We start from the raw sequence: 22,380 nt of genomic DNA, 5'->3' as shown, positions 1-22,380 counted from the left end.
ACCATGTCACAAATACCTGCCGCGGGGTGGAGCAGCCCGGTAGCTCGTCAGGCTCATAACCTGAAGGCCGCAGGTTCAAATCCTGCCCCCGCAACCAAATCAAATACACACTAAACCCCGTGTGAGCTCATGCTCCGCGGGGTTTTTGTTTGGGCGCATACACCACCCGGAAAGATTAAACACGACGGCGATTGCCGCCGAGCGCGGGCACATAATGGCGCTCCTGGACTTGAAACGAAGCACGCCCCTCCAGTATTGACTGCTCTGGAGCTGAAGTGGGGGTGCAATGAGCGTTGGCCTGATAGCCCTTCTCGACGATGTCGCTGCCTTGGCAAAGGTTGCTGCTGCATCACTGGACGACATTGCCGGCCAGGCTGCCAAGGCAGGTGCCAAGGCCGCCGGCGTCGTCATCGACGATGCGGCTGTCACGCCGCGCTACGTCACAGGCTTTGCGGCCAAGCGCGAACTGCCGATCATCGGCAAGATCGCCGCCGGCTCGCTCAAGAACAAGCTTCTGATCCTGTTGCCGGCCTCGCTCGCGCTCAGCCTGTTTGCGCCGCAGGCGATCACGCCCCTGCTGATGATCGGCGGTGTCTACCTCTGCTATGAGGGCGTGGAGAAGATCTACGAACTTGTCGTGCCGCACGCGGCTCATCAGCATGAAGCGGAACTCGCTTCGATCGACCCCAATGCGCAGTCCTTCGAGGACCAGAAAGTCGCGAGCGCGATCAAGACGGATTTCATCCTGTCGGCCGAGATCATGGCCATCACGCTCGGCTCCGTTCCCGACAGTGGCTTCGTGGCGCAGGCCGTCATCCTGGCCGTGGTCGGTATCGGCATCACGGCAGCGGTTTATGGCGTGGTCGCCCTCATCGTGAAGGCCGACGACCTCGGCGTGGCGATGGCGAAGGCTACTTCTCCTTCGCTAATGGGCCGCCTGTTGCGCGGAATGGGCCGTGGCCTGGTCGTGGGCATGCCTTATTTCCTGAAGGTACTCGGCCTGGTCGGCATCGCGGCGATGATCTGGGTCGGCGGCGGCATCATCCTGCATGGCTTCGAGACCTACGGCCTGGGGGGGCTCAGCCATCTGCTCCACGAGGCCGCCGAAGCCGCGGCACATAGCCTGCCGGCGGCCGGCGGAGTGGTGTCATGGCTGGTGCAGGCGGCGGGCTCCGGGCTGGCAGGCATTGTGGTGGGATTGGTGACCATTCCGGTGATCAGCTATGTAGTCGCGCCGATCTGGCGCCGCTTCAGGCCAAAGCCTCGCACCGCCTGATATCGAGAGCAGGTTCCTATTCGCATGCCCGGATGAATACCCCGCCCGAGGGCATCAGAGGCGTTCGTCGATCGCCGGAGGGGCATAGAGTCCGTTCTTGTGCAGGCGCGTGGCATTGCCGGAAAGGTCGTGATAGGTGAAGGCGCCTTGCGCGAAATAGTGGCAGACCATTGCCTTGCGGGAAAGCTTGAGATCCTTGCGGGGCGAGCCGCCATGCAGCAGGTCGGCATGCCAGAACAGGACGTCCCCGGCCTTGGCGAGGAAGTATTTCGGCTCAAGGCCCAGCATCTCGATGTAATGCCGGATGGTCGGCTCGTAGCGTGAGCTGTAAACGCCCATATTTTCCTTGAAAGCCCGGGGCGGAATACCGAGTTCTCCGCTCAGCAGAGGAGGCACGAGTTTGTGGCTGCGCGGATAATATTCCAAAGGCCCGCAATCAGTGCCGACATCCTCGAAGGCGATCCAGCTGGCCAGCATGTAGCCCAAGGGATAGGTCGTCATGTGGATCGTATCGGAATGCGGGCCCTGCCAGCTGCCCTTATGTCCCATGATGGTCTGGAACGGCAGGGTCTTGTGGCCGAACAGCAGGTCGGAAATTCTCAATATGCTGGGATGTTGCTGCAGCTCGCGCAGGATCGGCACCGGGATGTGAGGATCGAGCGTACGGCCGGGATGGATGTCGTCGGGGCCTCGGCTTTCGGAGGGGGCGGTTATCGTCCCCTCGGCGATCGCTTTTTCATAGGCCGTCCAGATGCGATCGAGGAGTTCGGCTTCGATCAGGCCGGGCGCAATGTAGTAACCCTCGAATATCCATTGCTTGCACATCGCGGCTTCGTCGTCGCTGAGCTCGCTGGCGGCATGGCGACGTTCGACTTCCAGCAATGCGTTGGGCCGGTCGAGCCAGCAGGCCGGACCGCTGATGGGAAAGGCATCGCCGCGAAACTCCTCGACGGCTTCGAGATCCACCGGCCTCTCCGCGATGTAGGTTTCCCGGAATCTTCGCTCGAGCGCCAAGGGGCTTTCCTTTTGGCGCTCGTTTGTATTCGACTTGGTCTTGATGCCCCGACGGATGAAATTCGCTAGCCCCAACACGTTGCCTCACCTTTCAGCCTGCTGAACCGTTCGCCGGGCGAAGACGGAAAATGACGGACCGTTGACGTGCTGGGGATCGTCATGGGCGATGCGCAGGTCGTCGAACCCCAGAATACCCAGAACAGCAAGAAGGTCTTCTTTCTCCATCCAGTAATGTCGATTGACCGGGCCACCGCAATATGCCGATTTCTTCCAGGCGCCATAATAACTGCGCTCGTGCAATTTGACATTCCGGCCGTGAAACGCGACGTCGTGGCAAAGTTCTTTGTATGGTGGCTTTTGCGACTTGAACGGGACGCGCCGGAGATCTTCGGGCGGCATGGCAGTTTCGTCGAAATAATGCGTCCAGAAATATATCGCGTCGGTCCTTGCCGCCAGCAGTTCGAGCAATCTTAGCGGCTCTTCCATATGGTAGAGAACGCCGCAGGCGACGATGAGGTCGTAGGGCGGGTCCTTTCGCTCCAGCCATTTGACGAAGTCGCCCAGGTGAAAACGGGCGCGCTGCAGTCCGAAGATCTCCTTGGCGATCAGGCAGCGCAGGAACGCCTTCTTGTTGGCTTCCACCGCGTCGAGGACCGCGGGCTCGAGCCTATCCAGCATCATCGAATGAGACCCTTCCAGGGGACCCAATTCGAGAATGCGCCGCCCTGTGATGGGCCCGAATTGTTCGACGGCCCAATGGATCCTGCCGTCCTCGTGCATATGGGCAGGCCCCGCTTGGATGCCCAATTCCGGCGGGAAGGCGTGATTCCATCCTGGGATCAAATCGACTGCATTCTGCGACGAAGGCTCGGAGAAAACATATCCATCGGTCAAATGGAATTCTTCGATATCTTCTTTCGATTTTGCCGCTCGTACCCGGCGAAAAATCTGCTGAAGTGGATTGGTCATTTCTTCCTGCGCTATAGAAGCATTCCTTCCCAAGTTGTCCGTTTAGGTGTGGCTGTCAATCATATCCGCGTAAATTTTACGTCGCTTGTCCAGTCGGTTCAGTGAGTTGTGCGGCTTAGTCAACTTGCATGGCCGAGAAAGCGATCTGCCCATCGTATTTCACGACACGCCGCCATGGCGCGTCCATTTGTGCAGATGATCGACCAGCGCTCGCAGCTTCGCTGGCTGGCGCTGGCGGCGTGGATAATAGAGATAGAAGCCGGCAAAGGGGGGACCGAAGGTTTCAAGCAGCGGCACCAGGTCACCGCGATCGAGATAACTGCGGAAAGTGTCGTAGACGCCGAAGGTGATGCCGGCACCAGCGCAGGCCAGCCGGATCATGGTGCCCATGTCGTTGGTCGTCACTTTGGGCTCGACGGCGATCTCGAAGTCGCGACCGTTTTCGGTGAACTCCCAGCGATAGGGAGCAAGGTCCGGCCGGGCGCGCCAGCCGATGCAGTCATGGGTCAGGAGATCGCGTGGGTGCTGCGGGGCGCCGCAGCGGGCGAGATAGTCGGGCGAGGCCACCGCCAATTGGCGCTGCTCGCTCGAAACGGGAATGGCGACCATGTCCTGCTCGATCACCTCGCCCAGCCGCACCCCGGCATCGAAGCCGGCCTGCACGATGTCGTCTTCCTCGTCCGTCACCGTGAGGTCGAGCCGGATGCCGGGATAGGCCTGCAGGAATCCCGTCAGGGCCGCGCCGGACAGGAAGGTCTCGGCAATCGATGAGACGCTGATCCTGAGCGTGCCGGTTGGGCGGCCGCGTTCGTCCTGAACGGCCCGCAGCGCCGTCTTCACCTCCGACAAGGCCGGACTGACGGTCTGGTAGAGCTGCTCGCCTGCCTCGGTCAGGCGCACGCTGCGCGTGGTGCGCTGCACGAGCGCGGTGCCGAGGCGATCCTCCAGACGCTGCAGGCCCTGGCTGACAGCCGAACGGGTGACGCCCAGCCGCTCGGCCGCGAGGCGGAAACTGCCGGCCTCCGCTACCGCGACAAACGTGGAAATGCCTTCGAACGTATCCGTCATTGGTTAGATAATCTAACCAGGCCATTTCTGATTGGCAACTCGATCGTACCAATCGATCGATCTAAGGTGTTTTCCAGCGAGGCCGGCTGTCGGTTGCGCATGAAACAGGACCCTGATGCGGGGAGGATGGCATGGCCCGTCACAGCATTGCCAGGCAGATCGCAGCCTCTATGGTGATCCCGATCCTGCTGACGGCAACCAAGCCGGCGCTGGCCACGGACACGCCCCCTCCCGCCCGTGGGCCGATCACCGAAAGCGAGACGAAGATGACGGAGCATCCTTATGTCGGGATGTGGGTCACCGATGACGACCATATCCGGCAGGAATTGCTGCCGAACGGGCGCTACGACGAAGCACGCGGCAGCCGCAGGAGCGCCTATCGCGGCCGCTACGAGGTCCGCGGCAGCCATATCGACTATTGGGACGATACCGGCTTCACCGCGGATGGCGAATTCGTCGACCACGACACGCTGCATCACGGCGGCATGGTGTTTCGGCGCCGCTGAGCGGGCGCCGGGCCGGAGCCCGCGCTCCGGCCGAAAACGAAGGATACGGACATGACGATCAAAATACCGGTCTGGTTCATCACGGGTGCCTCCTCCGGCCTCGGCCGGGCCTTGGCCGAAGCCGTTCTCGCCAGGGGATGGCGGGCGGTCTTGGCGGCACGGCGGCCGGAAATGCTGGCCGATCTCGCCGCCGAGCATGGCGAGCGCGCGCTCGCCGTCCAACTCGACGTGACCGATGCCGGTGCGATCGAGAACGCCGTGGCGGCGGCCGAGGCACGGTTCGGGCGCATCGACGTTGCCGTCAACAATGCCGGCTATGGCTATCTGGCGGCGATCGAGGAGGGCGAGGATGCGGCGATCCGGGCCCAGTTCGAAACCAATGTCTTCGGGCTGATCAACGTCACCAAGCGGATATTGCCAGGCATGCGGGCGCGGCGGAGCGGGCACATCGTCAACATCTCGTCCCTGGGCGGCCTCGTCGCCTTTGCGGCGACCGGCTATTACCACGCCACCAAATTTGCCGTGGAGGCGCTGTCGGAATCGCTGGCCCAGGAAGTCGCGCCGCTTGGCATCAAGGTGACGATCGTCGAGCCGGGCGCCTTCCGCACCGACTGGGCCGGCCGTTCCATGGTCGAAGCGTCCACCGTCATCGCCGATTATGCGCAGACCGCCGGCAAACGCCGCGAACAGACACGGGCCGTTACCGGCCGGCAGCCCGGCGATCCCGCCCGCGCGGCGCTTGCCATCATCAAGGCGGTCGAGGCGCCGGAGCCGCCGCTGCGCCTGCTGCTCGGCGCGCCGGCCCTGCGCATCGCCCGCGAGCGGCTGGAGGCGCTACGGCTCAATTTCGAGAGCTGGGCCGAGACGACGCTGAGCGCCGACTTCCCCGACCCGGCCAAGGCCTGACGTCGCTCCGGGAGCGGCAATACAACCAAGGATCATGAGATGAGTGCAATTGCAGGAAAAGTCGTGGCCATCACCGGCGCCAGCAGCGGCATCGGCGAAGCCAGTGCGAGGATGCTGGCCGCTGCCGGTGCCAAGGTGGTGATCGGGGCGCGTCGCACCGACAGACTGGAGAAGCTTGCTGCGGCGATTGCGGCCGATGGCGGCGAAGTGAAGGTACGCTCCCTCGACGTGACCTCGCAGGCCGAGGTCGCCGCCTTTGCGGGCTTTGCGCGACAGGCCTTTGGCCGGCTCGACGTGATGGTCAACAATGCCGGTGTGATGCCGCTCTCCCCGCTGGCGGCGCTGCGCGTGGCGGAATGGGACCGGATGGTCGACGTCAACATCAAGGGCGTGCTCTACGGTATCGCCGCGGCGCTGCCGATCATGGAGGAGCAGGGGGCGGGCCAGATCGTCAATGTCTCCTCGATCGGCGGCCATCACGTTTCGCCCACCGCCGCGGTCTATTGCGCCACCAAATTTGCCGTGCGGGCCATTTCGGATGGCCTGCGCCAGGAGACGGACCGCATTCGCGTGACGGTGATCTCGCCCGGCACCACCACCTCCGAACTTGCCGACTCGATCGGCGATCCCATCGCGCGCGAAGCGATGAGGGCGTTCCGGGCCGTCACCATCAGTCCGGAGGCCGTGGCCGCTTCGCTTCTTTATGCTATCGGCCAGCCCGATGATGTCGATGTCAGCGAGATCGTGGTGCGGCCGACGGCGAGCCCGCATTGAGGAAAGGCTTCATTTGCCGGCTATTGAGCCTGGTTACTTCGCAGTCTTCACATAGCGCCGAAGCTGCTCCAGGCTGAGCGCGCCGAAATAGACGTCATGGCCGATCACGAAGCCGGGCGTGCCCTGGAGCTGGAACAGGCGGGCCGCGACGTCGTTCCTGGCCAGCATGGCGGCGATCTCCGGGCCGCGCGCGGCAAGATCCTTGTCGAGCCTGACGAGGTCCACGCCGGCCTTGCCGGCCGCTTCGCGCACGGCATCCTTGTCCATGGTGCGCGGCAGGGCGAAGAGGGCGGCATGCACCGCGCCATACTTGCCCTGCCAATTGGCGGCAAGTGCCACCCTGGCGGCATGGACCGAGGTCTCCCCGAAGATCGGCCATTCCTTGATCACCAGCCGGATTTCCTTGTTTTCGCGCAAGAGGGCGTCGAGGCGCGATTGCATTGTCCGGCAATAGGGGCAGCGGTAATCGGTGAACTCGATGATGGTGACCTTGCCCTTGGGATTGCCGAGCACGGGGGAGGAGGGATCGGTGATGATGTCGTTCACGTCGATGTCAGCGGAGGCCGCACGGGCGCCGCCCGGCCAGGGTGCGAGGCTGAGAAGGCCGATGACGAGGAACAGGAAGGCCGCGAGAAGCGGGGGCGAGACACGCCGAGATGCCATGATGGGTCCTTGCGATCGCAATCGCGTGCTCACACGCGCCTTGCCATGGCGGGCCTCAGGCCCGCAGCCCGATTCGACGGGTTGGCGGCAGTCTCCATGCCACCGGCCTCCTACGCAAATCACAGATGCGCCAGTGGGAATTGCATTCGCGTGAACGAATGTCCGCTCTGCGGCACCGATCATGACGTGCGAGGGCCTGCCGGGGGCCCGAGACGCATTTCGGTCGAACGAGGCCGGCTGGTCCCAGCGGCGGCGGCCGCCGGCTTTCCGGAGCCAGGGTCGGATTCGGAACCCCGAAGGTCGGTACTGGGGCGGATTGCAAAGGTATATCGCGGCACTATGACGTAGGGGCGTGGCTATTGGGACTCGCGGATGTCGAAATCCCGGCTGGCAGACGATGAAGCGCCCGCTTCAACGGGGGAGGAACGATCGTCTTGTCGCGCGCAATGCTTCGTGGATCGGATTCTGGTGTTTTCTGGCCAGCGCTTACTATTGTCGTAGGCTTCGTATTATGGGGAACGCTCTTTCCCGCCAGCCTGACAAGTGTCGCCACGGCGACGCTCAACGGCATCATCCATACCTTCGGCTGGAGCTTCGTCGTCTCGACGGCGTTCTTTCTCGTCTTCGCAGGCTTCCTGGCCTTCAGCCGCTTCGGCCGGATCAAGCTCGGCCATGACGACGAGAAGCCGGAATTCTCCACGATCTCCTGGGTCTGCATGATGTTCAGCGTCGGCATGGGCATCGGCCTGATGTTCTGGGGCGTCGCTGAACCCGTGTCGCATTTCGGCGCGCCTCCGCATGGCCTCGCCCAGCCGCAATCCAAGGAAGCGGCGATCGTGGCGATGCAATATGCCTATTTCCATTGGGCCCTGCATCCCTGGGCGATCTATGCCGTCGTCGGCCTGGCGCTCGCCTATTTCAGCTATCGCCGCGACCTGCCGACCCTGATGTCCAGCGCCTTCCAGCCCTTGATCGGTGACAGGGTGCACGGTCCGATCGGCCGCACCATCGACGTGCTGGCGATCATTGCCACCTTGTTCGGCACCGCGACCTCGCTCGGCCTCGGCGCGCAGCAGATCAATTCCGGCATGAACTATCTGTGGGGCACCGGCGAATCCACTGCCATCTCCCTCACCATCATCGCCGTGCTCTCGGTGCTCTTTATCCTCTCGGCGGTGTCCGGCGTCGGCAAGGGCATCCAGTTCCTCAGCAACATGAACATGGTGATCGCGGTCCTGCTGCTGTTCTTCCTGGCCGCCTTCGGTCCCACCGTGTTCATCTTTGACACGCTGATCGAATCGCTCGGCTACTATCTCAGCGACCTCGTCTCGATGTCGTTCCGCACCGCCGCCTTCAGCGATGGCAAATGGCTGGCCAACTGGACCATCTTCTATTGGGCCTGGTGGATCTCCTGGGCGCCCTTCGTCGGTGTGTTCATCGCCCGCATCTCGCGCGGCCGCACCATCCGCGAATTCGTGGTTGGTGTGCTGCTGATCCCCAGTGCCGTCACCTTCATCTGGTTCACCATCATGGGAGGCACCGCGCTCCATTCGGAACTGATGGGTGCCGGCGGCCTGGTCGAAGCGGTCAAGAACCAGGGCGCGCCGGTATCGCTGTTCGCCCTGCTGGCACAATATCCGATGGCGACGGTGACCTCGACCATCGCCATGTTCCTGGTGGCGATCTTCTTCGTCTCCGGCGCGGACGCCGCCTCGGTGGTGATGGGCATGCTCTCCAGCCGGGGCGCCCCGCATCCGCGGGCGGGCATCGTGGTGCTCTGGGGGCTGCTCGCCGGTGCCTCGGCCTGCGTGCTTCTGGTGATGGGCGGGCTCGCCGGCCTGCAGACGGCCTCGATCATTGCCGCTGCGCCCTTCCTCCTGGTGATGATCGGCCTGTGCGTCTCGCTCTGGAAGGGGCTCCTGGACGAGTTGGAGACACATGCCACCCTGCAGGATGCCAAGGCGGCGCAATCGGCCGAATAGGCCCGCCGATTTTCAACGATGCCGACGGGCGGGCAAAACCCGCCCGTTTTCATAGGGGCGGGAGGGGTGATTTGTGGGCGCACTCGCCGTAAGGTGCGGGGCAGTCACGGCGCCGGTCGTCGCTGGCCGGCTGCCATTGCCGCAAGGAGCCGAACGCCATGAAGAACCCCTTCGGTCTCGAACTTCACGGCTCCCTCGCGGAGCTCTGCCGGCCCGACCGCATGGCTGTCGTCGTCTATGACATGCAGGTGGGCATCCTCAGCCAGATCGCCGATGGTGCCGCCATCATCGCGCGCAATGCCGCCGTGCTCGCGGCGGCGCGCGCCGGCGGTTACCGCGTCATCTTCCTCAGGCATATGTCGATGCCGCCCAGACTGATGGGGCGTTTCCAGTATCGCCAGGCCATGGCCTGGCAGCGCACCGAGGATCCCGGCGCGGTGAAGCCCTGGTTCCTGCGCTCCTCGCCGGGCTTCGAGATCACGCCGGAACTGGCGCCGCGCGAGGACGAAGCCATCCTCGACAAGATCACCTTCTCGGCCTTCGCCGACACGCCGCTTGCCACCATCCTGCGCGATTGTGGCCTGACCGCCTTCGCCATCATGGGTGTCGCCATCGAGATCGGCATCGAGCCGACGGCCCGCCACGGCGCCGATCTCGGTTTCGTGCCCGTCATCGTCCAGGATGCCTGCGGCGCCGGCCACAAGGAAGCGGCCGAGCGCAGTTTCACCTCGCTCGCCTATATGGGCGATGCCATCCTGACGCAGAGCGGGACCCTGACCGGGATGATGGCTCGGGCAACGGAATGAGGCTCGCGGCACCGGGCAATCCCGGCGCCGCGTTCCAAGCGCCCTTTCCACCTGCAGGAAGAACGGCCTGCGATCACTTCGCGGCCACGCCGACCAGCGTGTCGTAGATGAAAGCCGTGCCCTCCTTCAAGGATTTGACGGCGATGCGCTCATCATTGCCATGCATGCGCTCCAGCGTTTCATTGTCCAGCGGGTAGGGATAGATGCCATAGGTCGGTATGCCGCGGTCGCGCCAGGCGGAAGCGTCGGTGCCGGCCTCGAACAGGGCCGAAACCACCGTGGCCTCGGGCCAGGTCTTCTTGCCGGCCGTTTCGAGAGCCTTGAACAGGGGTGTGTCGGTCGGCGATGCCTCGGCTTCCGCGCGCTTCTTGTAGTAGGCCTTGGCGTCGGCTTCCGGCAGGGTGGAATCGACGCTGATCTTGATATCCGGATCGGCGATGGCCTTCTCGACCTGGCTTCGCACATCCCAGGGTGTCGAGCCCGGAACGAGGCGCACATTGACATAGGCCTCGGCCGTGCCGGGAATGACGTTTTCCTTCACCCCGGCCTTGATGATCGTCGTCGCCACCGTGTTGCGCATCAAGGCATGCCAGAGCAGCGGATAGTCGCCGGTGGCGGACACGCGTTTTCCGGCCTTCTTCAGCGCCGAAGGGGCGCTGCTCGAGGCCAATGTCTGGAGGTCGCGCTTCATCTGCCCGCTTGCGCTCGAGGCGAGCGCCTGAAAATAGGCCTTGGTCTGGCCGGTGAGGGTGGGCTCGGTGTCCCACACCGACAATTTCGCCAGGGCCCGGGTCAATTTACCGACGGCGCTGTCCGGTTGCGGGCGCGAGGAATGGGTCGGTGTCCCCGTCACCTTCAGCCTGAGGCCTGCATAGATCTTGTCACGCGTCGTGATGTTGACCTGCCGGGTGACGCCTTGCTTGTCCTGGAAGATCCAGCCGCCTTCGTTCAAGACGAATTCGGCGTCGATCTTGTCCCAGTGATTCTTCGCCAGCCAGTCGGTGCCGTAGTCACCGGCTTCTTCATCGGCTTCGGCCAGGAAGATCACATCCCTCGACAGCGCGACGCCGCTCTTCTTGAGCTGGAGGAGGGCCTGGACGAATACCGCCTGTCCGCCCTTGAAATCCATGGCACCGCGGCCGAGGACGTAGCCGTCCTTGATCTCGCCGGCGAAAGGATCGACGCTCCAGGTGTGCCGTTCGACCGGCACCACATCGGAGTGGGCAGCCAGAAGCACCGGCTTCTTGCTGCCATCGCCCTTCAGGCGGGCGATGAAGTGAGCCACCCCGTCCTTGGGGGTCTCGATGATCTCGTTTTCGATGCCGGCATCGTCGAAGACCTTCTTGAGGTAGGTGACTTCCTCCAGCGTCCTTCCCGGCGGGTTCGACGTGTCGAAGCGCAGCAGCTGCTGAAGAAGCGCGACGGTCTTGTCGGATTCCTGTGCTGAAAGCGGGGAGATTGAACCGATAAGAGCGGAAATACCAAAAATTGCCACGCAATTTGAAAGAATAGATTGACTCAATTTCATAACTTTTCCTCTTGGTATTCTAATTTTTTACGGCTCTTTTTCTTCTTTACGGGTTCTCTCTCCTGCTCACCCTAACCAAAAAACCTCCAGCGACAAGCTGCGGCGGGACGATCAACATATCCGTCTCTGGCCGTTCTGGAACAGGGCGAGTTGCTACCCGGCATTCGGGCATGCACGGGGTGGCCAGGGGCATCCTGCTTCCGCTCGCGTGGATCATCCACCTGCCGAATGCCGCCACACTTGTTACTCCCACCCCTCCGTGTCCCGGTGGCACTCTCTCCTCACCGAAAAAGATCCAGGGGCGGTGCGCCGATGCGCTCGGTGCGCGAGGCGCCGCAAGCCCGGATGAGGAGATTTGCGATGACGATATCAGCCGAAAACGAACGGAACGATGCCTCGGGCATGCACGCCCCGCCGGTGGTTTCGCCTGCGGCGTGGCAGGCGGCGCATGAGCGGCTGCTGGCGATGGAGAAGGCGCATACCCGCGCCCGCGATGCCCTGGCGGCCCAGCGCCGACGCATGCCGTGGATGGCAGTGGAGAAGGCCTATGTCTTCGAGGGGCCGCAGGGGCGGGCCAGCCTTGCCGAGCTCTTCGAGGGCCGCAGCCAGCTCATTGCCTATCGCGCCTTCTTCGAACCGGGCGTATTCGGCTGGCCCGACCATGCCTGCCGGGGCTGCTCGATGGTGGCCGATCAGGTCGCCCATCTCTCCCATCTCAATGCCCGCGACACCACGCTCGTCTTCCTCTCGCGGGCGTCGCAAGGCGATATCGCCAGGCTGAAGCAGCGCATGGGCTGGACCATGCCGTGGTACACCGTGCTCGACGACTTCGACTGGGACTTCGGCGTTGGCGAGTGGCACGGCACCAACGTGTTCTACCGTGACGGCGAGCGGATCTTTCGCACCTATTTCGTCAACAGCCGCGGCGACGAGCAGATGGGCGGCACCTGGAACTATCTCGACATTACCCCGCTCGGCCGCCAGGAGGTCTGGGAGGATTCGCCCGAAGGCTACCCGCAGACGCCGCCCTATAAATGGTGGAACTGGAACGACGCCTATGTCGCCGGCGCGGCACCCGACAAGCGCTGGGTCGAGGTCTCGGATGCGGGTGAGGCGAGCTTCCGCAAATAGGAAAGCCTGCGGAGTATCTTCCTCTCCGCCTGGTGACGGAGCGGATGCATGCCTTGCCTGTGCGGGAGTTCGCCCGCCGTCTTGCCAGGAGGGACGGGCCCCCGCATGATCGTCGGGCAAGGAGGCCGACATGCCCGACGAGATCACGCTGAGCGAGCTGCTGCGCCAGGAGACGGTGCTCACCTTCCCGGCCTTCGACAACGACATCGCCATCGATCTGGGCACGCTGGCGCTCGGCATCGCCCGCGAGCGTGCCTTGCCGGTTGCGATCGATGTCAGCCGCAACCGCCAGCAGCTCTTCCATGCGGCGCTGGCCGGAACCTCGCTGGACAATGACCAGTGGATCGCGCGCAAATCGGCGGTGGTCTACCGGTTCGGGCATTCCTCCTTCTATATGGGCCGATCGACGCTGCCGGACGGGCCCTCCTTCCATGATCGCTTCATGGTCGATCCCAAGGAATACGCCGCTCATGGCGGCAGTTTTCCCATCATCGTGGAGGGTACCGGCCTGGTCGGCGCCATTACCATATCCGGCCTGCCCCAGCAGGCCGACCATGAGCTGGTGGTAGAGATCATCGCCTGCTTCCTCGAGCAGCGCTTCGGCAAGAAGGCACTGTAGCGCTCCTCCCGCCCGCAGGCCCGGTGTCGACTGGACCCGGATCACGCCCGGCGTCGCCCGGAGCGGATCGGAGCGGATCGGTGCGGCTACACCGGCCTCGCCCTCATCGGCGGCACACCGGATTTCCGCCTCATCCTCGGGCGCTGCCCGACCTATCCCGGCAATCGGTGGTGCGAGCAGATCGGGGCCACCCTGCAGCCCCGAACTCGCCAAGGCCGCTGCCGATTTCGGCGAGGCGGAGATCTGCACGGATGGGGCGGGTTTCGACCGAATTGCTTTCCACAGGCTCTTCAACGCCGAGGTCCTGGGCTTCTTCCGGCGGCACCTTGGCGCAGGGCAAGGGTCTTGAGCCACAGGTCGCGCCCATGCGATGGGTGTTTTGTCGGAGCAGTGCAACCATCAGATGCGCCTCCTCGATCGAAAGCCCTCTGCCGATGCTTGTCACCATCTATTACAACCCGGCCTGCGGCACCTCGCGCAACACCCTCGCCATGATCCGCCAGTCGGGCGAGGAGCCGGTGGTGATCGAGTATCTCGGCACACCGCCGTCACGGGACAAGCTCGTCGCATTGCTGGCCGCCATGGCGATGAAACCGCGTGACTTGCTGCGCGAGAAAGGCACGCCTTATGCCGAGCTCGGCCTGGGCGACCCGAAATGGAGCGACGGCGAGATCATCGACTTCATGCTGGCGCATCCGATCCTGATCAATCGGCCCATCGTCGAGACGGCACGCGGCACGCGCCTGTGCCGTCCTTCCGAGGCGGTGCTCGACCTGCTCGACCAGCCGGTCGAGCGCTTCGCCAAGGAGAATGGCGAGATCGTGACTCATCGCCGGCCCTGATTGCGACTGATCCAGACATGCATACGGAACGCTCGCCCATTGCGGCCATCATCGCCCTGGGCGTCACCCAGATCATCGGCTATGGCACGCTCTATTACAGTTTCAGCATCCTGGCCGCCGACATGGCGAAGGGCCTGGGCTGGACCACCGAATGGGTGTTCGGCGCGCTCTCGGCCGCACTGCTGATCGGCGGTGCCACGGCGCCCTGGGTTGGCCGGCTGATCGATGCGATCGGAGCGGGCCGGGTGATGGCGGTCGGTTCCCTGGCTGCTTCTGCATCCTTGGCCGCTTGCGCGCTGGCGCCGGGCGGCGCGGCCTTCGTGGCGGCGCTGATCGCGATGGAGACGGCCTCCAACCTGGTGCTCTACGGCGCTGCCTTTGCCCTGCTGGTGCAGATTCGCCCCCGGGCTGCCCAGCGCAGCATCACCTATCTCACCTTGATCGCGGGTTTTGCCTCCACCGTGTTCTGGCCCGTTACCACCGCTTTGCATGAGCGGATGAGCTGGCAGGACGTCTACCTCGTCTTCGCCGGGCTCAATCTGGCGATCTGTTTTCCCTTGTATGTCTGGCTCTCGCTTGGGTTGTCAAAGCAGGATGGTGCGGCCATCGGGCAGCAGTCGGCGGTGGCGGGCCTGCTCGCGCCTGCCCAGCGCAAGGCAGGTTTTCGGCTGATGCTCGTCGGCTTTGCCGCCTTGTCACTGGTGGTTGCGGCCATCCTCGTCCACATGATCCCGCTGTTGTCGGGCCTCGGGCTCGGGGCATCGGCTGCGGTGATCGGCACGTTGTTCGGCCCGTCCCAGGTGCTCAGCCGCCTGGTCAACATGGTGTTCGGGCGCAACCTGCCGCCTATAGGCTTGGCGCTGATTGCGGCGACGTTGATGCCGGCCTCCGTGGCGCTGCTCGCCCTCACGGCGCCCTCCACCACGGGCGCGATGGTGTTTGCGGTGGTGTTTGGCCTCGGCAACGGGCTGTTCAGCATCGTGATCGGCACCCTGCCGCTGGCTTTGTTCGGCAGCGAAGGCTATGGCACGCTGCAGGGCAAAGTGATGGCCGCTCGCTTGATCGTAGCCGCGATGGCGCCCTTTGCCTTTGCCTTCGCGCTGACCTCCATCGGAGCCGGCCTGTCCCTGACGGCGACAGCTTTGCTGGGTGGGCTGGGAGGGATTTCCTTCCTGGCGATCCGCTTCCTGGTGGAGCGTACCGACGGATAATACGGCATTCTAACGAAATGACCGAGCAGCGTCGGGCAAATCAATGCCGAAATAGGTTTTTTATACCTCCATAGTAATTCGCTTAGTCGCGCGATGAGGCTCCGGAGAGGCTGAATCTGGCGCTATATGGGCGTCCGATCGATGTGATAGATTGGCAACATAGTACCATAAATCCGATGTTTTCCCTTCGCGACAATGCAAATGTCATTGCGCGAATTGGTGAAGTATATGCAACCTATGGTTGGGTTCGCCCAACGCGGTCCATGCCGACATGCAGCTCGTTCAACCGTCCGTCCATCCCGGGTCGGACGGCAAGGCGGAGCTATGTGCTCGAAACCAATAAGATAATCTTGGAAGGTCGTTTCGATGTCTCTTAAACCTCTCCTGCTCGGCGCCGTTGCCGGCATCGCCGCAATCGGCGCTGCACAGGCCGCCGATCTGCCCATGACCAAGGGCGAAGCCGTTGAATATGTGAAGGTCTGCTCGGCCTTCGGCCCGGGTTTCTTCTATATTCCCGGCACCGACACCTGCCTCAAGATCGGCGGTGAAATCCGTGCCGACTATCGCGTCTTCGGCGGTGATTCGGGCTATCGTCTCGTCGGCAGCAACAACACCCAGCGCTTGCGTTCGGCCAAATTTGGCAGAAATGACGACCGTTCGGCCTTCAACACCCAGGGGCGTATCTGGTTCGATGCTCGCACCGAGACCGAATGGGGCCTGCTGCGCTCCTATTTCCAGATCAATGCCGACTCGCATCCGATCAGCAGCCAGGGGCGTGGCGGCACCTATAACGGCAACCGCTTCTCGATCGACAAGGCCTTCATCCAGTTTGGTGGCCTGACGGCGGGTTACGCCCACTCCTTCTTCGGCTTCTACGACAATGATTTTGGCGACACTATCTGGGCGCCCTATTATGCCGAGAGCAACACCGTCAACCTGCTCGCCTATACTGCGGAGTTTGGCGGCGGCTTCAAAGCCACGCTGTCGATCGAGGACGGCCGCGACCATCGCGTCGACAACTGGATCGGAACGGCTCTGCTCCAGGCCGTCGCGTCCCAACCGGGTGCCGGCGCGGTGAGCATCGGGCGCTATCAGGGGGGGCAGCAGGTTCCCGACGTCGTGGCCCAGCTGCGCTTCGACCAGAGCTGGGGATCGCTGGCGGTGCAGGGCGCCCTGCATCAACTGCGCACCGCGACGGAGACGACCCTGACGGCCGGTGGAACCACCCAGACGCTCACCATTGGCCACGATGACAAGTGGGGCTATGCGGTCGGCGGCAGCGCGCTGATCAAATTGCCCTTCATCGATGGCGGGCATTTCGTCGTCGAAGGCCAATATGCCAAGGGCGCCCTGGATTATCTTGGCGCCAACAACGCCTTCTTCGGCACGGGGCCTGGCGATCTGTTCCCGACCATCGGTACGGGCCAGGTGGTGACCAGCAATGGTACGTCCAAGGGTTGGTCTATCGTGGCGGAACTCGGTGGCAACATCACCCCCGTCCTGAACGCCAATCTGGTCGGCAGCTATATCGACATGAAGGGCGACAATCTGCTCTCCCAGTTCGATTATAGCGCCAAGGAATACACGATCGCCGGCAATCTGACCTACACGATCGTCAAGGGCCTGACCGTGGCCGGCGAAGTCGCCTACACCCATTCCAAGGTCGAGCTTTCCAACGCCAACCAGAGCCTTGGTGCAAGCGCCAGTGCCTGGCAGACCGGTGTGCGCCTGAAGCGCACCTTCTGACGAACTGTCCGGTCTTGGTCGGCCAGACAGGCGTTGTTTAACTCCAAGACCACGAACTGGGTGGCCCGGACTTCGTCCGGGCCATTTTTCATTCATATGATCTAAAGCGTTTTCCAGAAAACTTGATAGACTTTTCGAATAAGAAAAACGGGTAAAAACAATAAGTTAGAGAGAAGGTGCGATTCAGAGAAATCGCACTTTGCTCTCGTCGTCCATACGGGACCTCCGCCACCAAGCATTTGCGGGCGGGCGGCATGATCGGTTCAATGCCGAGGTCGGGGCGATTCGGAAGGACGGAGCATGGCTGGCCGCTTGACGATCGAAACCGCGTTGGTGCGCGGTCTGGTCGATAGCCAGTTTCCGGATTGGGCCGATCAGACGGTCCGGCCGGTCGAGCGCAATGGCTGGGACAATTCCACCTTCCGCCTGGGTGAGGACAAGAAGGTGCGCCTGCCGACTGCTGCCTCCTATGTGCCGCAGGTCGAGAAGGAGTGGCGCTATCTGCCTCGACTGGCCCCGCTTCTGTCCTTGCCGATCCCAGCCCCGCTTGCCCTCGGTCGCCCGGCGGTGGGCTACCCCTATCCCTGGTCGGTCTATCGCTGGATCGAGGGCGAGCCCGTCTTGTTCTCGCAACTGGCCGACCCCTGCGGCTTCGCGGCCGATCTCGCGCAGTTCCTGCTGGCGCTGCAGCGCGCGCCCGCGGAAGGCCCGGCTGCCGGGGTGGATAATTTTCATCGGGGCGGCGCACTCTCCGTCTATGACGCCGAGACGCGGCGTTGCCTCGATCAACTCGCGAGCGAGATCGATGCCGCTGCGGCGGGCCGGGTCTGGGAGGCGGCACTGGCAACGCAGTGGCAGCGGCCACCCGTTTGGGTGCACGGCGATATCGCCGTCGGCAATCTGCTGCTGCGTGAGGGGCGGCTGAGTGCCGTGATCGATTTCGGCAGCAGTGCCGTCGGCGATCCAGCCTGTGACCTGGTGATCGCCTGGACCTTCCTGCGGGGCGAAAGCCGCGCTGCTTTCAAGGCGAAACTGGCGGCGCAGGCGGGATTTGACCAGGGTATCTGGGCCCGCGCCCGCGGCTGGGCCCTGTGGAAGGCGCTGCTCGTCTGCTGCGGCCATGGCAGCACCCCGCCGACCGAGCGGCCGGCGCGGGAGGTGATCGCCACCGTGCTGGACGAGCATGCCGGCAGCGCTTCTGAAGCGACTTGAAAGGGCCGCCCCTCGCCTCGCATTCGCGCGGGCGAGAAGCGGCATATCGGCGAGGATCAGTGGTGGCTCGGTCCCTCGACCTTCACCTCGCTGCCCTTGGCATCGTAGAGCTTGCCGTTGAGGAAATAGTCGCCCTCATGCAGCATGGAGATGTCCTGGTAGCGCAAGGTGCGCTCCATGCCGGCCACGAACACCGACTGCTGATCGGAATTGCCGGCCCTCAGATGGTTGAACACCAGGTTCAGCGTGATCGCCATCAGCGCGGCCGAGCTGATGCCCGAATGGAAGATGGTGACGAACCAGGACGGGAAGTGCTCGTAGAATTGTGGCGCGGCGATCGGGATCATGCCGAAGCCGATCGAGGTCGCCACGATGATGAGGTTCATGTTGTTGGTGTAGTCGACCTTGGACAGGGAGCGGATGCCGCTGGCCGCGACGGTTCCGAACAGCACGATGCCGGCGCCGCCCAGCACCGCGGGCGGTACGGCCGCGATCACCCGTCCCATCACCGGCAGCAGGCCGAGCGTCACCAGGATGAGGCCGGCGGTGGCCACCACGAAGCGGCTCTTGATGCCGGTGACGGCGATCAGGCCGACATTCTGGGCAAAGGCGCTCTGCGTGAAGGAGCCGAAGATCGGCGCCAGGGTCGAGGAGAGCATGTCGGCGCGCAGGCCGTCGCCGAGGCGGCGCGAGTCGACCTTGGTGCCGATGATCTCGCCGACCGCCAGGATGTCGGCCGAGGTCTCGACCAGGGTCACGATGATGACGATGAACATCGAGACGATCGCGGCGACCTGGAAGGTCGGCCAACCGAAATGGAACAGGCTGGGCAGGGCCGCGGTGGGGCCGCTGGCGACCTTGGAGAAATCGGTCATGCCGAAGGCCATGGCGATGGCGGTGCCGATCACCATGGCGAGCAGGATCGACAGGCGCGAGATCGCCGCGTTGCCGAGCTTGCTCAGGAGCAGCACGATGCCGAGCGTGGCGCCGGCGAGCGCAATATTGGGCATGCTGCCGAAATCGGGGGCCTTGGGATTGCCGCCCATGGCCCAGCGCGCCGCCACCGGCATCAAAGTGAGGCCGATGGTGGTGATCACGATGCCGGTGACCAGGGGCGGGAAGAACTGGGTGATCTTGGAGAAGACCGGGGTGATGAGAAGCCCGAGCAGGGAGGCTGCCATCACCGCGCCGAGCACGGCCGGCAGGCCACCGCCGGTGGGGCTGACGACGATGGCCACCATGGTGGCGACACCGGCAAAGGAGACGCCCTGCACCAAAGGCAGGCGGCAGCCGAACAGGGGCAGGCCCAAGGTCTGCAGGATGGTGGCCAGGCCCCCCGCGAACAACGAGGCGGTGATCAGCATGCCGACTTCCTCGGGTGCCAGGCCGGCCGCCTGGCCGACGATCAAGGGCACGGCAACGATGCCGCCATACATGGTCAGGACGTGCTGCAGGCCATAGGCCAGGTTGGCGCCGATGCCCAGATTCTCGTCTTCCGGGCGCTGCAAGGCAGGGGCAGCGGTGCCGATGGATGTTGAACTCAAGCCGGTTTCCTCCTTCATGCGTTCTTATCGAATGCAATTCCCGGACCAGGCGAGCGCGGGGCGACGCCACGATGGCCGGTCAGCCCATGCGGGGGATAGCCCGCATGACAACGGGTACTTGGCCTGCTGCTCATCGTCTGCGCGGAGGCGCAGGCAATGGCGTGCAGGCATGACAGAACGAGTAGCGTGCCGCGGCGCGTTCAAGGGCCTGCGGCGAGAGAGTGCAGCGTTCCGGTCTCCCTTGGCCAGCATGCACTCGAAGAATTGATTTAGCTCTATTGATTGCAGCCATGATCCATCAGGATAGAGGCTCTTGGAAGTGAGCCGCGATCGGAAGGACTTCCGCGCCAGATGTGATAATGGCTGTGTAGCGTAGCAGGCAGACGGCCACGAATATTGCGGCGTCGGCGTCAATACCAAGCGGCTACTCGGTCGGCGCAGCCAAGGCGCGACCAGGATCTGTCAGATTGAATGACAAGCTGCGATGCTAAGCAGAAATCGCTGGAGCGTAAACGCTTCTTTGTCCCGGTGCTTTGGTTCGAAGCCTGTTGACGATTGCTGCTTGCCTCTCGCCGCAAGAGACTTCGGGAGGATCAGCGCCCTGAGGCAAACCACCAGCGGCTCTTGTTGCGCGAGGCGATCTGGCTGCTCGCCTTGCCGTTCCCGGTGACGACCACCAGCCTGTTGACCTCGCCATTGCGATAGGCGCGCAGGAAGCGGGCATAGTCCTTGAAGGAGACGCAGCCATTCGAATCGCCGCGCGGCCCGAGCATATAGGTATGCGCCAGCAGGCCGTCGCGTCCGAGCACGGTGCCCGATCCATTGGCAGGGATCATGCGCAGGGCGGCAACGCCATGGAACAGGGCTTCGCGCGGCTTGAGGTCATAGGTCTGGGGCGGTGTGGCGCCCCGGTTCTTCACATGCACCGAGCCGGGATCGTCGAGATAGGGGCCGAGGCCGGAATGGGCTTCGAGGCGCTCGCCATTCGGCAGAAAGACCGTGCGGGCGGAGATATCGTAGATGGCGGTGCGATTGCCGGCCAGGGGACGGGACAGCGGCGGCTCGATGGCGGGCCGGTCGAGGGGGCGTGCCTCATCCGGGTCGATGGAGGCGAGGGCCGTCAGGGGGATGGCCGGACGGGTGGGCGGCAGCGGGACCAGATCGGCCGGATCGTTCTCGGCCAAACCAGTGCCGACTTGGCCAGCGCCGATTTGACCCTCGGCGATCTGGGCGTCGTCGAGGGGGCGGATCGGAGGCAGGGGCAGGGTTTCGGCAGGGGCGTCGGGCAGGCTGCCGGTGGCGACGACATCCGGGGCCGCCGCTTCTGCCGGCGGCGAGGGCAAGGCCGCGACCGTCTGCACGGAACGGATGACGGGGAGGGCCTCATGCGTGCCATCGTCATCGGGGGCAAAGGCCATCAGGCTGGCGAGTACGGGCGCAGACGGGTGAACACGGCCGTCTGCGGCAGGCAGGCGCACACCCTGCGCGATTTCGGGGCCGGTATTGGCGACTGCAGGTTTGGGCAAGGCGGCGGCAACCTCGCGATCCACCGGTAGTGGCGCCGGCCGGAGCACATTCGCTCGCACCAGGGCCTTGGGGGCAAAGGGATCTTCAGCGCGCAGGTGAAGATGGGAGGGCTTGGAGGCGGAGACCATCGAGGGCGCCACCAGTGCGACCGCCGTCCAGGTCGCGGCAACTGTTCCGAAGCACAGGCCCGCAAGCGCCATCCAGCCGGCGGTATTCCGGCGAGGCCTGCGGCCTCGGACATAGCTGCCGGTGGGACGGGCGTGGGTCATGCTACTCGCTTCCGGGTGGCCAGGCGACTTGCGGCGCGAGGACCCAAGCGTTTTGCGATTTGGTGGAATCACCAAGAATCGCAAGACGCGTCGAACCAAAGAGCTAGAGCAAAAAAGCGTTCACGCCTGAACGCGCTTCGCTCTAGGGGTGGGTACTGTTTGCGGGTGGTTGCGAGGGGGAACGCCCAGCGCCGTCGATCCGCCGACCGACGCGCAAATCTTTGCCCAATCTTGGTAACCAAACCCTTTACGCACGAGCCCGGATTGTGCCGTGCGCGCGATTGGCCGGATGTGAGCGCTTGGGAGTGTCAGCCTCACAGCGCCATCAGATGATGGAGCGGGGCTGGCATCTTGCTGACCGGCACATGCATCGTTCTCAAGATGTCAGCCGGAGGCTGACACTCCGCATGGACCACGTCGCTTCGTTCGCCGAGACGTTGGATTATACCAACGACATTGATGCGCGACCGATCAAGCGCCGTCATTGCGGGCGTAGCGAAGCAATCCAGGGCTCGAAAACGCGGTGGCTATGGCTCTTGGATTGCTTCGCTACGCCCGCAATGACGGGCGAGCCAAACATCGCGACCGTTGATATCAGACAATCCCCGGCACACCCTCCGGTGGTACCGAAAGCAGGGCTGCCAGGGTGTTGAGGCCCTGGCGCAGGGCATCGTGGCTCGGCGCCGCGCCGAGCGAGATGCGCAGCGCCGGCGGCGGGGCGCCGACGGCGAAGGCAGCGCTGCCGACCAGGGCGAGCCCGGCCTTGCGGGCGACGGCGCTGAGATCG

General features: G+C 63.8%; 19 protein-coding genes, 1 tRNA gene and 1 pseudogene. 13 read left to right on the top strand and 8 right to left on the bottom strand.

The genetic code is table 11. The features are described 5' to 3' along the window. Positions 1-20 precede the first annotated feature (20 nt). Together BA190_RS34610 and BA190_RS34605 are read left to right on the top strand one after the other, a co-directional pair. A tRNA-Met gene (locus BA190_RS34610) sits at positions 21-97 on the top strand. A 189-nt stretch (positions 98-286) separates the two neighbouring features. After that, complete coding sequence (locus BA190_RS34605) at positions 287-1,276, top strand: DUF808 domain-containing protein (protein ID WP_068299695.1); 990 nt, start codon at positions 287-289, stop codon at positions 1,274-1,276. A 54-nt stretch (positions 1,277-1,330) separates the two neighbouring features. Here the strand turns inward: BA190_RS34605 and BA190_RS34600 are convergent, their stop codons facing one another. The 3 genes from BA190_RS34600 to BA190_RS34590 all read right to left on the bottom strand — a co-directional run bounded on the left by BA190_RS34600 (position 1,331) and on the right by BA190_RS34590 (position 4,327). Beyond that, positions 1,331-2,242, bottom strand: coding sequence for a phytanoyl-CoA dioxygenase family protein (locus BA190_RS34600; RefSeq protein ID WP_156771841.1), 912 nt, complete (start codon positions 2,240-2,242; stop codon positions 1,331-1,333). 132 nt (positions 2,243-2,374) lie between these two features. Continuing rightward, positions 2,375-3,259, bottom strand: a complete 885-nt coding sequence (locus tag BA190_RS34595; protein WP_068299687.1) for a class I SAM-dependent methyltransferase — start codon at positions 3,257-3,259, stop codon at positions 2,375-2,377. Between the two features lie 159 nt (positions 3,260-3,418). Next, positions 3,419-4,327, bottom strand: coding sequence for a LysR family transcriptional regulator (locus tag BA190_RS34590; RefSeq protein ID WP_068299684.1), 909 nt, complete (start codon positions 4,325-4,327; stop codon positions 3,419-3,421). Between the two features lie 131 nt (positions 4,328-4,458). Here BA190_RS34590 and BA190_RS35630 point away from each other — a divergent pair, with 131 nt between their 5' ends. Genes BA190_RS35630 through BA190_RS34575 form a run of 3 tightly spaced genes read left to right on the top strand, consistent with a single transcriptional unit; the run spans position 4,459 to position 6,513 of the window. Further along, positions 4,459-4,833: an Atu4866 domain-containing protein gene (locus BA190_RS35630; protein ID WP_082980267.1), complete on the top strand. Its 375-nt coding sequence runs from the start codon at positions 4,459-4,461 to the stop codon at positions 4,831-4,833. A 51-nt stretch (positions 4,834-4,884) separates the two neighbouring features. Then, complete coding sequence (locus BA190_RS34580) at positions 4,885-5,739, top strand: oxidoreductase (protein WP_068299681.1); 855 nt, start codon at positions 4,885-4,887, stop codon at positions 5,737-5,739. Between the two features lie 39 nt (positions 5,740-5,778). Next, positions 5,779-6,513, top strand: coding sequence for an SDR family oxidoreductase (locus tag BA190_RS34575; protein WP_068299678.1), 735 nt, complete (start codon positions 5,779-5,781; stop codon positions 6,511-6,513). A 33-nt stretch (positions 6,514-6,546) separates the two neighbouring features. On the opposite strand, the gene BA190_RS34570 is transcribed toward BA190_RS34575, so the two are convergent. After that, positions 6,547-7,176 carry a DsbA family protein gene (locus tag BA190_RS34570; protein ID WP_068299675.1) on the bottom strand — a complete coding sequence of 210 codons (630 nt, stop codon included), beginning with the start codon at positions 7,174-7,176 and terminating at the stop codon, positions 6,547-6,549. Positions 7,177-7,622: 446 nt separating this feature from the next. Here BA190_RS34570 and BA190_RS34565 point away from each other — a divergent pair, with 446 nt between their 5' ends. Together BA190_RS34565 and BA190_RS34560 are read left to right on the top strand one after the other, a co-directional pair. After that, the gene (locus BA190_RS34565; RefSeq protein ID WP_068299673.1) at positions 7,623-9,158 is read left to right on the top strand and encodes a BCCT family transporter; all 1,536 of its coding nucleotides are present in this window, start codon (positions 7,623-7,625) and stop codon (positions 9,156-9,158) included. Positions 9,159-9,316: 158 nt separating this feature from the next. Continuing rightward, the gene (locus BA190_RS34560) at positions 9,317-9,964 is read left to right on the top strand and encodes a cysteine hydrolase (RefSeq protein ID WP_068299672.1); all 648 of its coding nucleotides are present in this window, start codon (positions 9,317-9,319) and stop codon (positions 9,962-9,964) included. Between the two features lie 73 nt (positions 9,965-10,037). On the opposite strand, the gene BA190_RS34555 is transcribed toward BA190_RS34560, so the two are convergent. Beyond that, positions 10,038-11,459, bottom strand: a complete 1,422-nt coding sequence (locus BA190_RS34555) for a M20/M25/M40 family metallo-hydrolase (protein WP_245315047.1) — start codon at positions 11,457-11,459, stop codon at positions 10,038-10,040. Positions 11,460-11,852: 393 nt separating this feature from the next. On the opposite strand from BA190_RS34555, the gene BA190_RS34550 reads away from it, so the two are divergent. The 6 genes from BA190_RS34550 to BA190_RS34525 all read left to right on the top strand — a co-directional run bounded on the left by BA190_RS34550 (position 11,853) and on the right by BA190_RS34525 (position 18,253). Then, on the top strand, positions 11,853-12,623 hold the full coding sequence (locus BA190_RS34550) for a DUF899 domain-containing protein (RefSeq protein WP_068299670.1): 771 nt from the start codon (positions 11,853-11,855) through the stop codon (positions 12,621-12,623). A 130-nt stretch (positions 12,624-12,753) separates the two neighbouring features. After that, positions 12,754-13,242: a heme-degrading domain-containing protein gene (locus tag BA190_RS34545; RefSeq protein ID WP_068299667.1), complete on the top strand. Its 489-nt coding sequence runs from the start codon at positions 12,754-12,756 to the stop codon at positions 13,240-13,242. 434 nt (positions 13,243-13,676) lie between these two features. Beyond that, entirely contained in the window at positions 13,677-14,084 is a 408-nt protein-coding gene (gene arsC, locus BA190_RS34540; protein ID WP_068299662.1) for an arsenate reductase (glutaredoxin), read from the top strand. A gap of 17 nt (positions 14,085-14,101) precedes the next feature. Then, positions 14,102-15,295: an arsenite efflux MFS transporter ArsK gene (arsK, locus tag BA190_RS34535; RefSeq protein WP_068299659.1), complete on the top strand. Its 1,194-nt coding sequence runs from the start codon at positions 14,102-14,104 to the stop codon at positions 15,293-15,295. A 366-nt stretch (positions 15,296-15,661) separates the two neighbouring features. Next, a complete protein-coding gene (locus BA190_RS34530) occupies positions 15,662-17,041 on the top strand; it encodes a porin (protein WP_068299657.1) in 1,380 nt (459 codons plus the stop codon). Positions 17,042-17,341: 300 nt separating this feature from the next. Further along, positions 17,342-18,253, top strand: coding sequence for an aminoglycoside phosphotransferase family protein (locus tag BA190_RS34525; RefSeq protein ID WP_068299655.1), 912 nt, complete (start codon positions 17,342-17,344; stop codon positions 18,251-18,253). 56 nt (positions 18,254-18,309) lie between these two features. On the opposite strand, the gene BA190_RS34520 is transcribed toward BA190_RS34525, so the two are convergent. The 3 genes and pseudogenes from BA190_RS34520 to BA190_RS36540 form a co-directional block, all read right to left on the bottom strand. Beyond that, entirely contained in the window at positions 18,310-19,797 is a 1,488-nt protein-coding gene (locus BA190_RS34520; protein WP_202908577.1) for a nucleobase:cation symporter-2 family protein, read from the bottom strand. Between the two features lie 593 nt (positions 19,798-20,390). Next, a complete protein-coding gene (locus BA190_RS35625; protein WP_082980264.1) occupies positions 20,391-21,593 on the bottom strand; it encodes a DUF2778 domain-containing protein in 1,203 nt (400 codons plus the stop codon). A gap of 594 nt (positions 21,594-22,187) precedes the next feature. After that, positions 22,188-22,380, bottom strand: a pseudogene (locus BA190_RS36540) (PLP-dependent aminotransferase family protein); the annotation flags it as partial.

It is taken from the genome of Labrys sp. WJW (assembly GCF_001676615.1).
GTDB classification, from domain to species: Bacteria; Pseudomonadota; Alphaproteobacteria; order Rhizobiales; family Labraceae; genus Labrys; species Labrys sedimenti.
Note: the sequence above shows the minus strand (reverse complement) of the source record. Positions and strands in the feature narration are given on the sequence as shown.

Bases quoted from the DNA above. Each gene is read 5' to 3' on its own strand.
- BA190_RS34565 (WP_068299673.1), top strand. From the start codon at position 7,623: ATGCTTCGTGGATCGGATTCTGGTGTTTTCTGGCCAGCGCTTACTATT.
- BA190_RS35630 (WP_082980267.1), top strand. From the start codon at position 4,459: ATGGCCCGTCACAGCATTGCCAGGCAGATCGCAGCCTCTATGGTGATC.
- BA190_RS34590 (WP_068299684.1), bottom strand. From the start codon at position 4,327: ATGACGGATACGTTCGAAGGCATTTCCACGTTTGTCGCGGTAGCGGAG.
- arsC (WP_068299662.1), top strand. From the start codon at position 13,677: ATGCTTGTCACCATCTATTACAACCCGGCCTGCGGCACCTCGCGCAAC.
- BA190_RS34545 (WP_068299667.1), top strand. From the start codon at position 12,754: ATGCCCGACGAGATCACGCTGAGCGAGCTGCTGCGCCAGGAGACGGTG.
- BA190_RS34575 (WP_068299678.1), top strand. From the start codon at position 5,779: ATGAGTGCAATTGCAGGAAAAGTCGTGGCCATCACCGGCGCCAGCAGC.
- BA190_RS35625 (WP_082980264.1), bottom strand. From the start codon at position 21,593: ATGACCCACGCCCGTCCCACCGGCAGCTATGTCCGAGGCCGCAGGCCT.
- BA190_RS34580 (WP_068299681.1), top strand. From the start codon at position 4,885: ATGACGATCAAAATACCGGTCTGGTTCATCACGGGTGCCTCCTCCGGC.
- BA190_RS34525 (WP_068299655.1), top strand. From the start codon at position 17,342: ATGGCTGGCCGCTTGACGATCGAAACCGCGTTGGTGCGCGGTCTGGTC.
- BA190_RS34595 (WP_068299687.1), bottom strand. From the start codon at position 3,259: ATGACCAATCCACTTCAGCAGATTTTTCGCCGGGTACGAGCGGCAAAA.
- BA190_RS34570 (WP_068299675.1), bottom strand. From the start codon at position 7,176: ATGGCATCTCGGCGTGTCTCGCCCCCGCTTCTCGCGGCCTTCCTGTTC.
- BA190_RS34530 (WP_068299657.1), top strand. From the start codon at position 15,662: ATGTCTCTTAAACCTCTCCTGCTCGGCGCCGTTGCCGGCATCGCCGCA.
- BA190_RS34560 (WP_068299672.1), top strand. From the start codon at position 9,317: ATGAAGAACCCCTTCGGTCTCGAACTTCACGGCTCCCTCGCGGAGCTC.
- arsK (WP_068299659.1), top strand. From the start codon at position 14,102: ATGCATACGGAACGCTCGCCCATTGCGGCCATCATCGCCCTGGGCGTC.
- BA190_RS34605 (WP_068299695.1), top strand. From the start codon at position 287: ATGAGCGTTGGCCTGATAGCCCTTCTCGACGATGTCGCTGCCTTGGCA.
- BA190_RS34550 (WP_068299670.1), top strand. From the start codon at position 11,853: ATGACGATATCAGCCGAAAACGAACGGAACGATGCCTCGGGCATGCAC.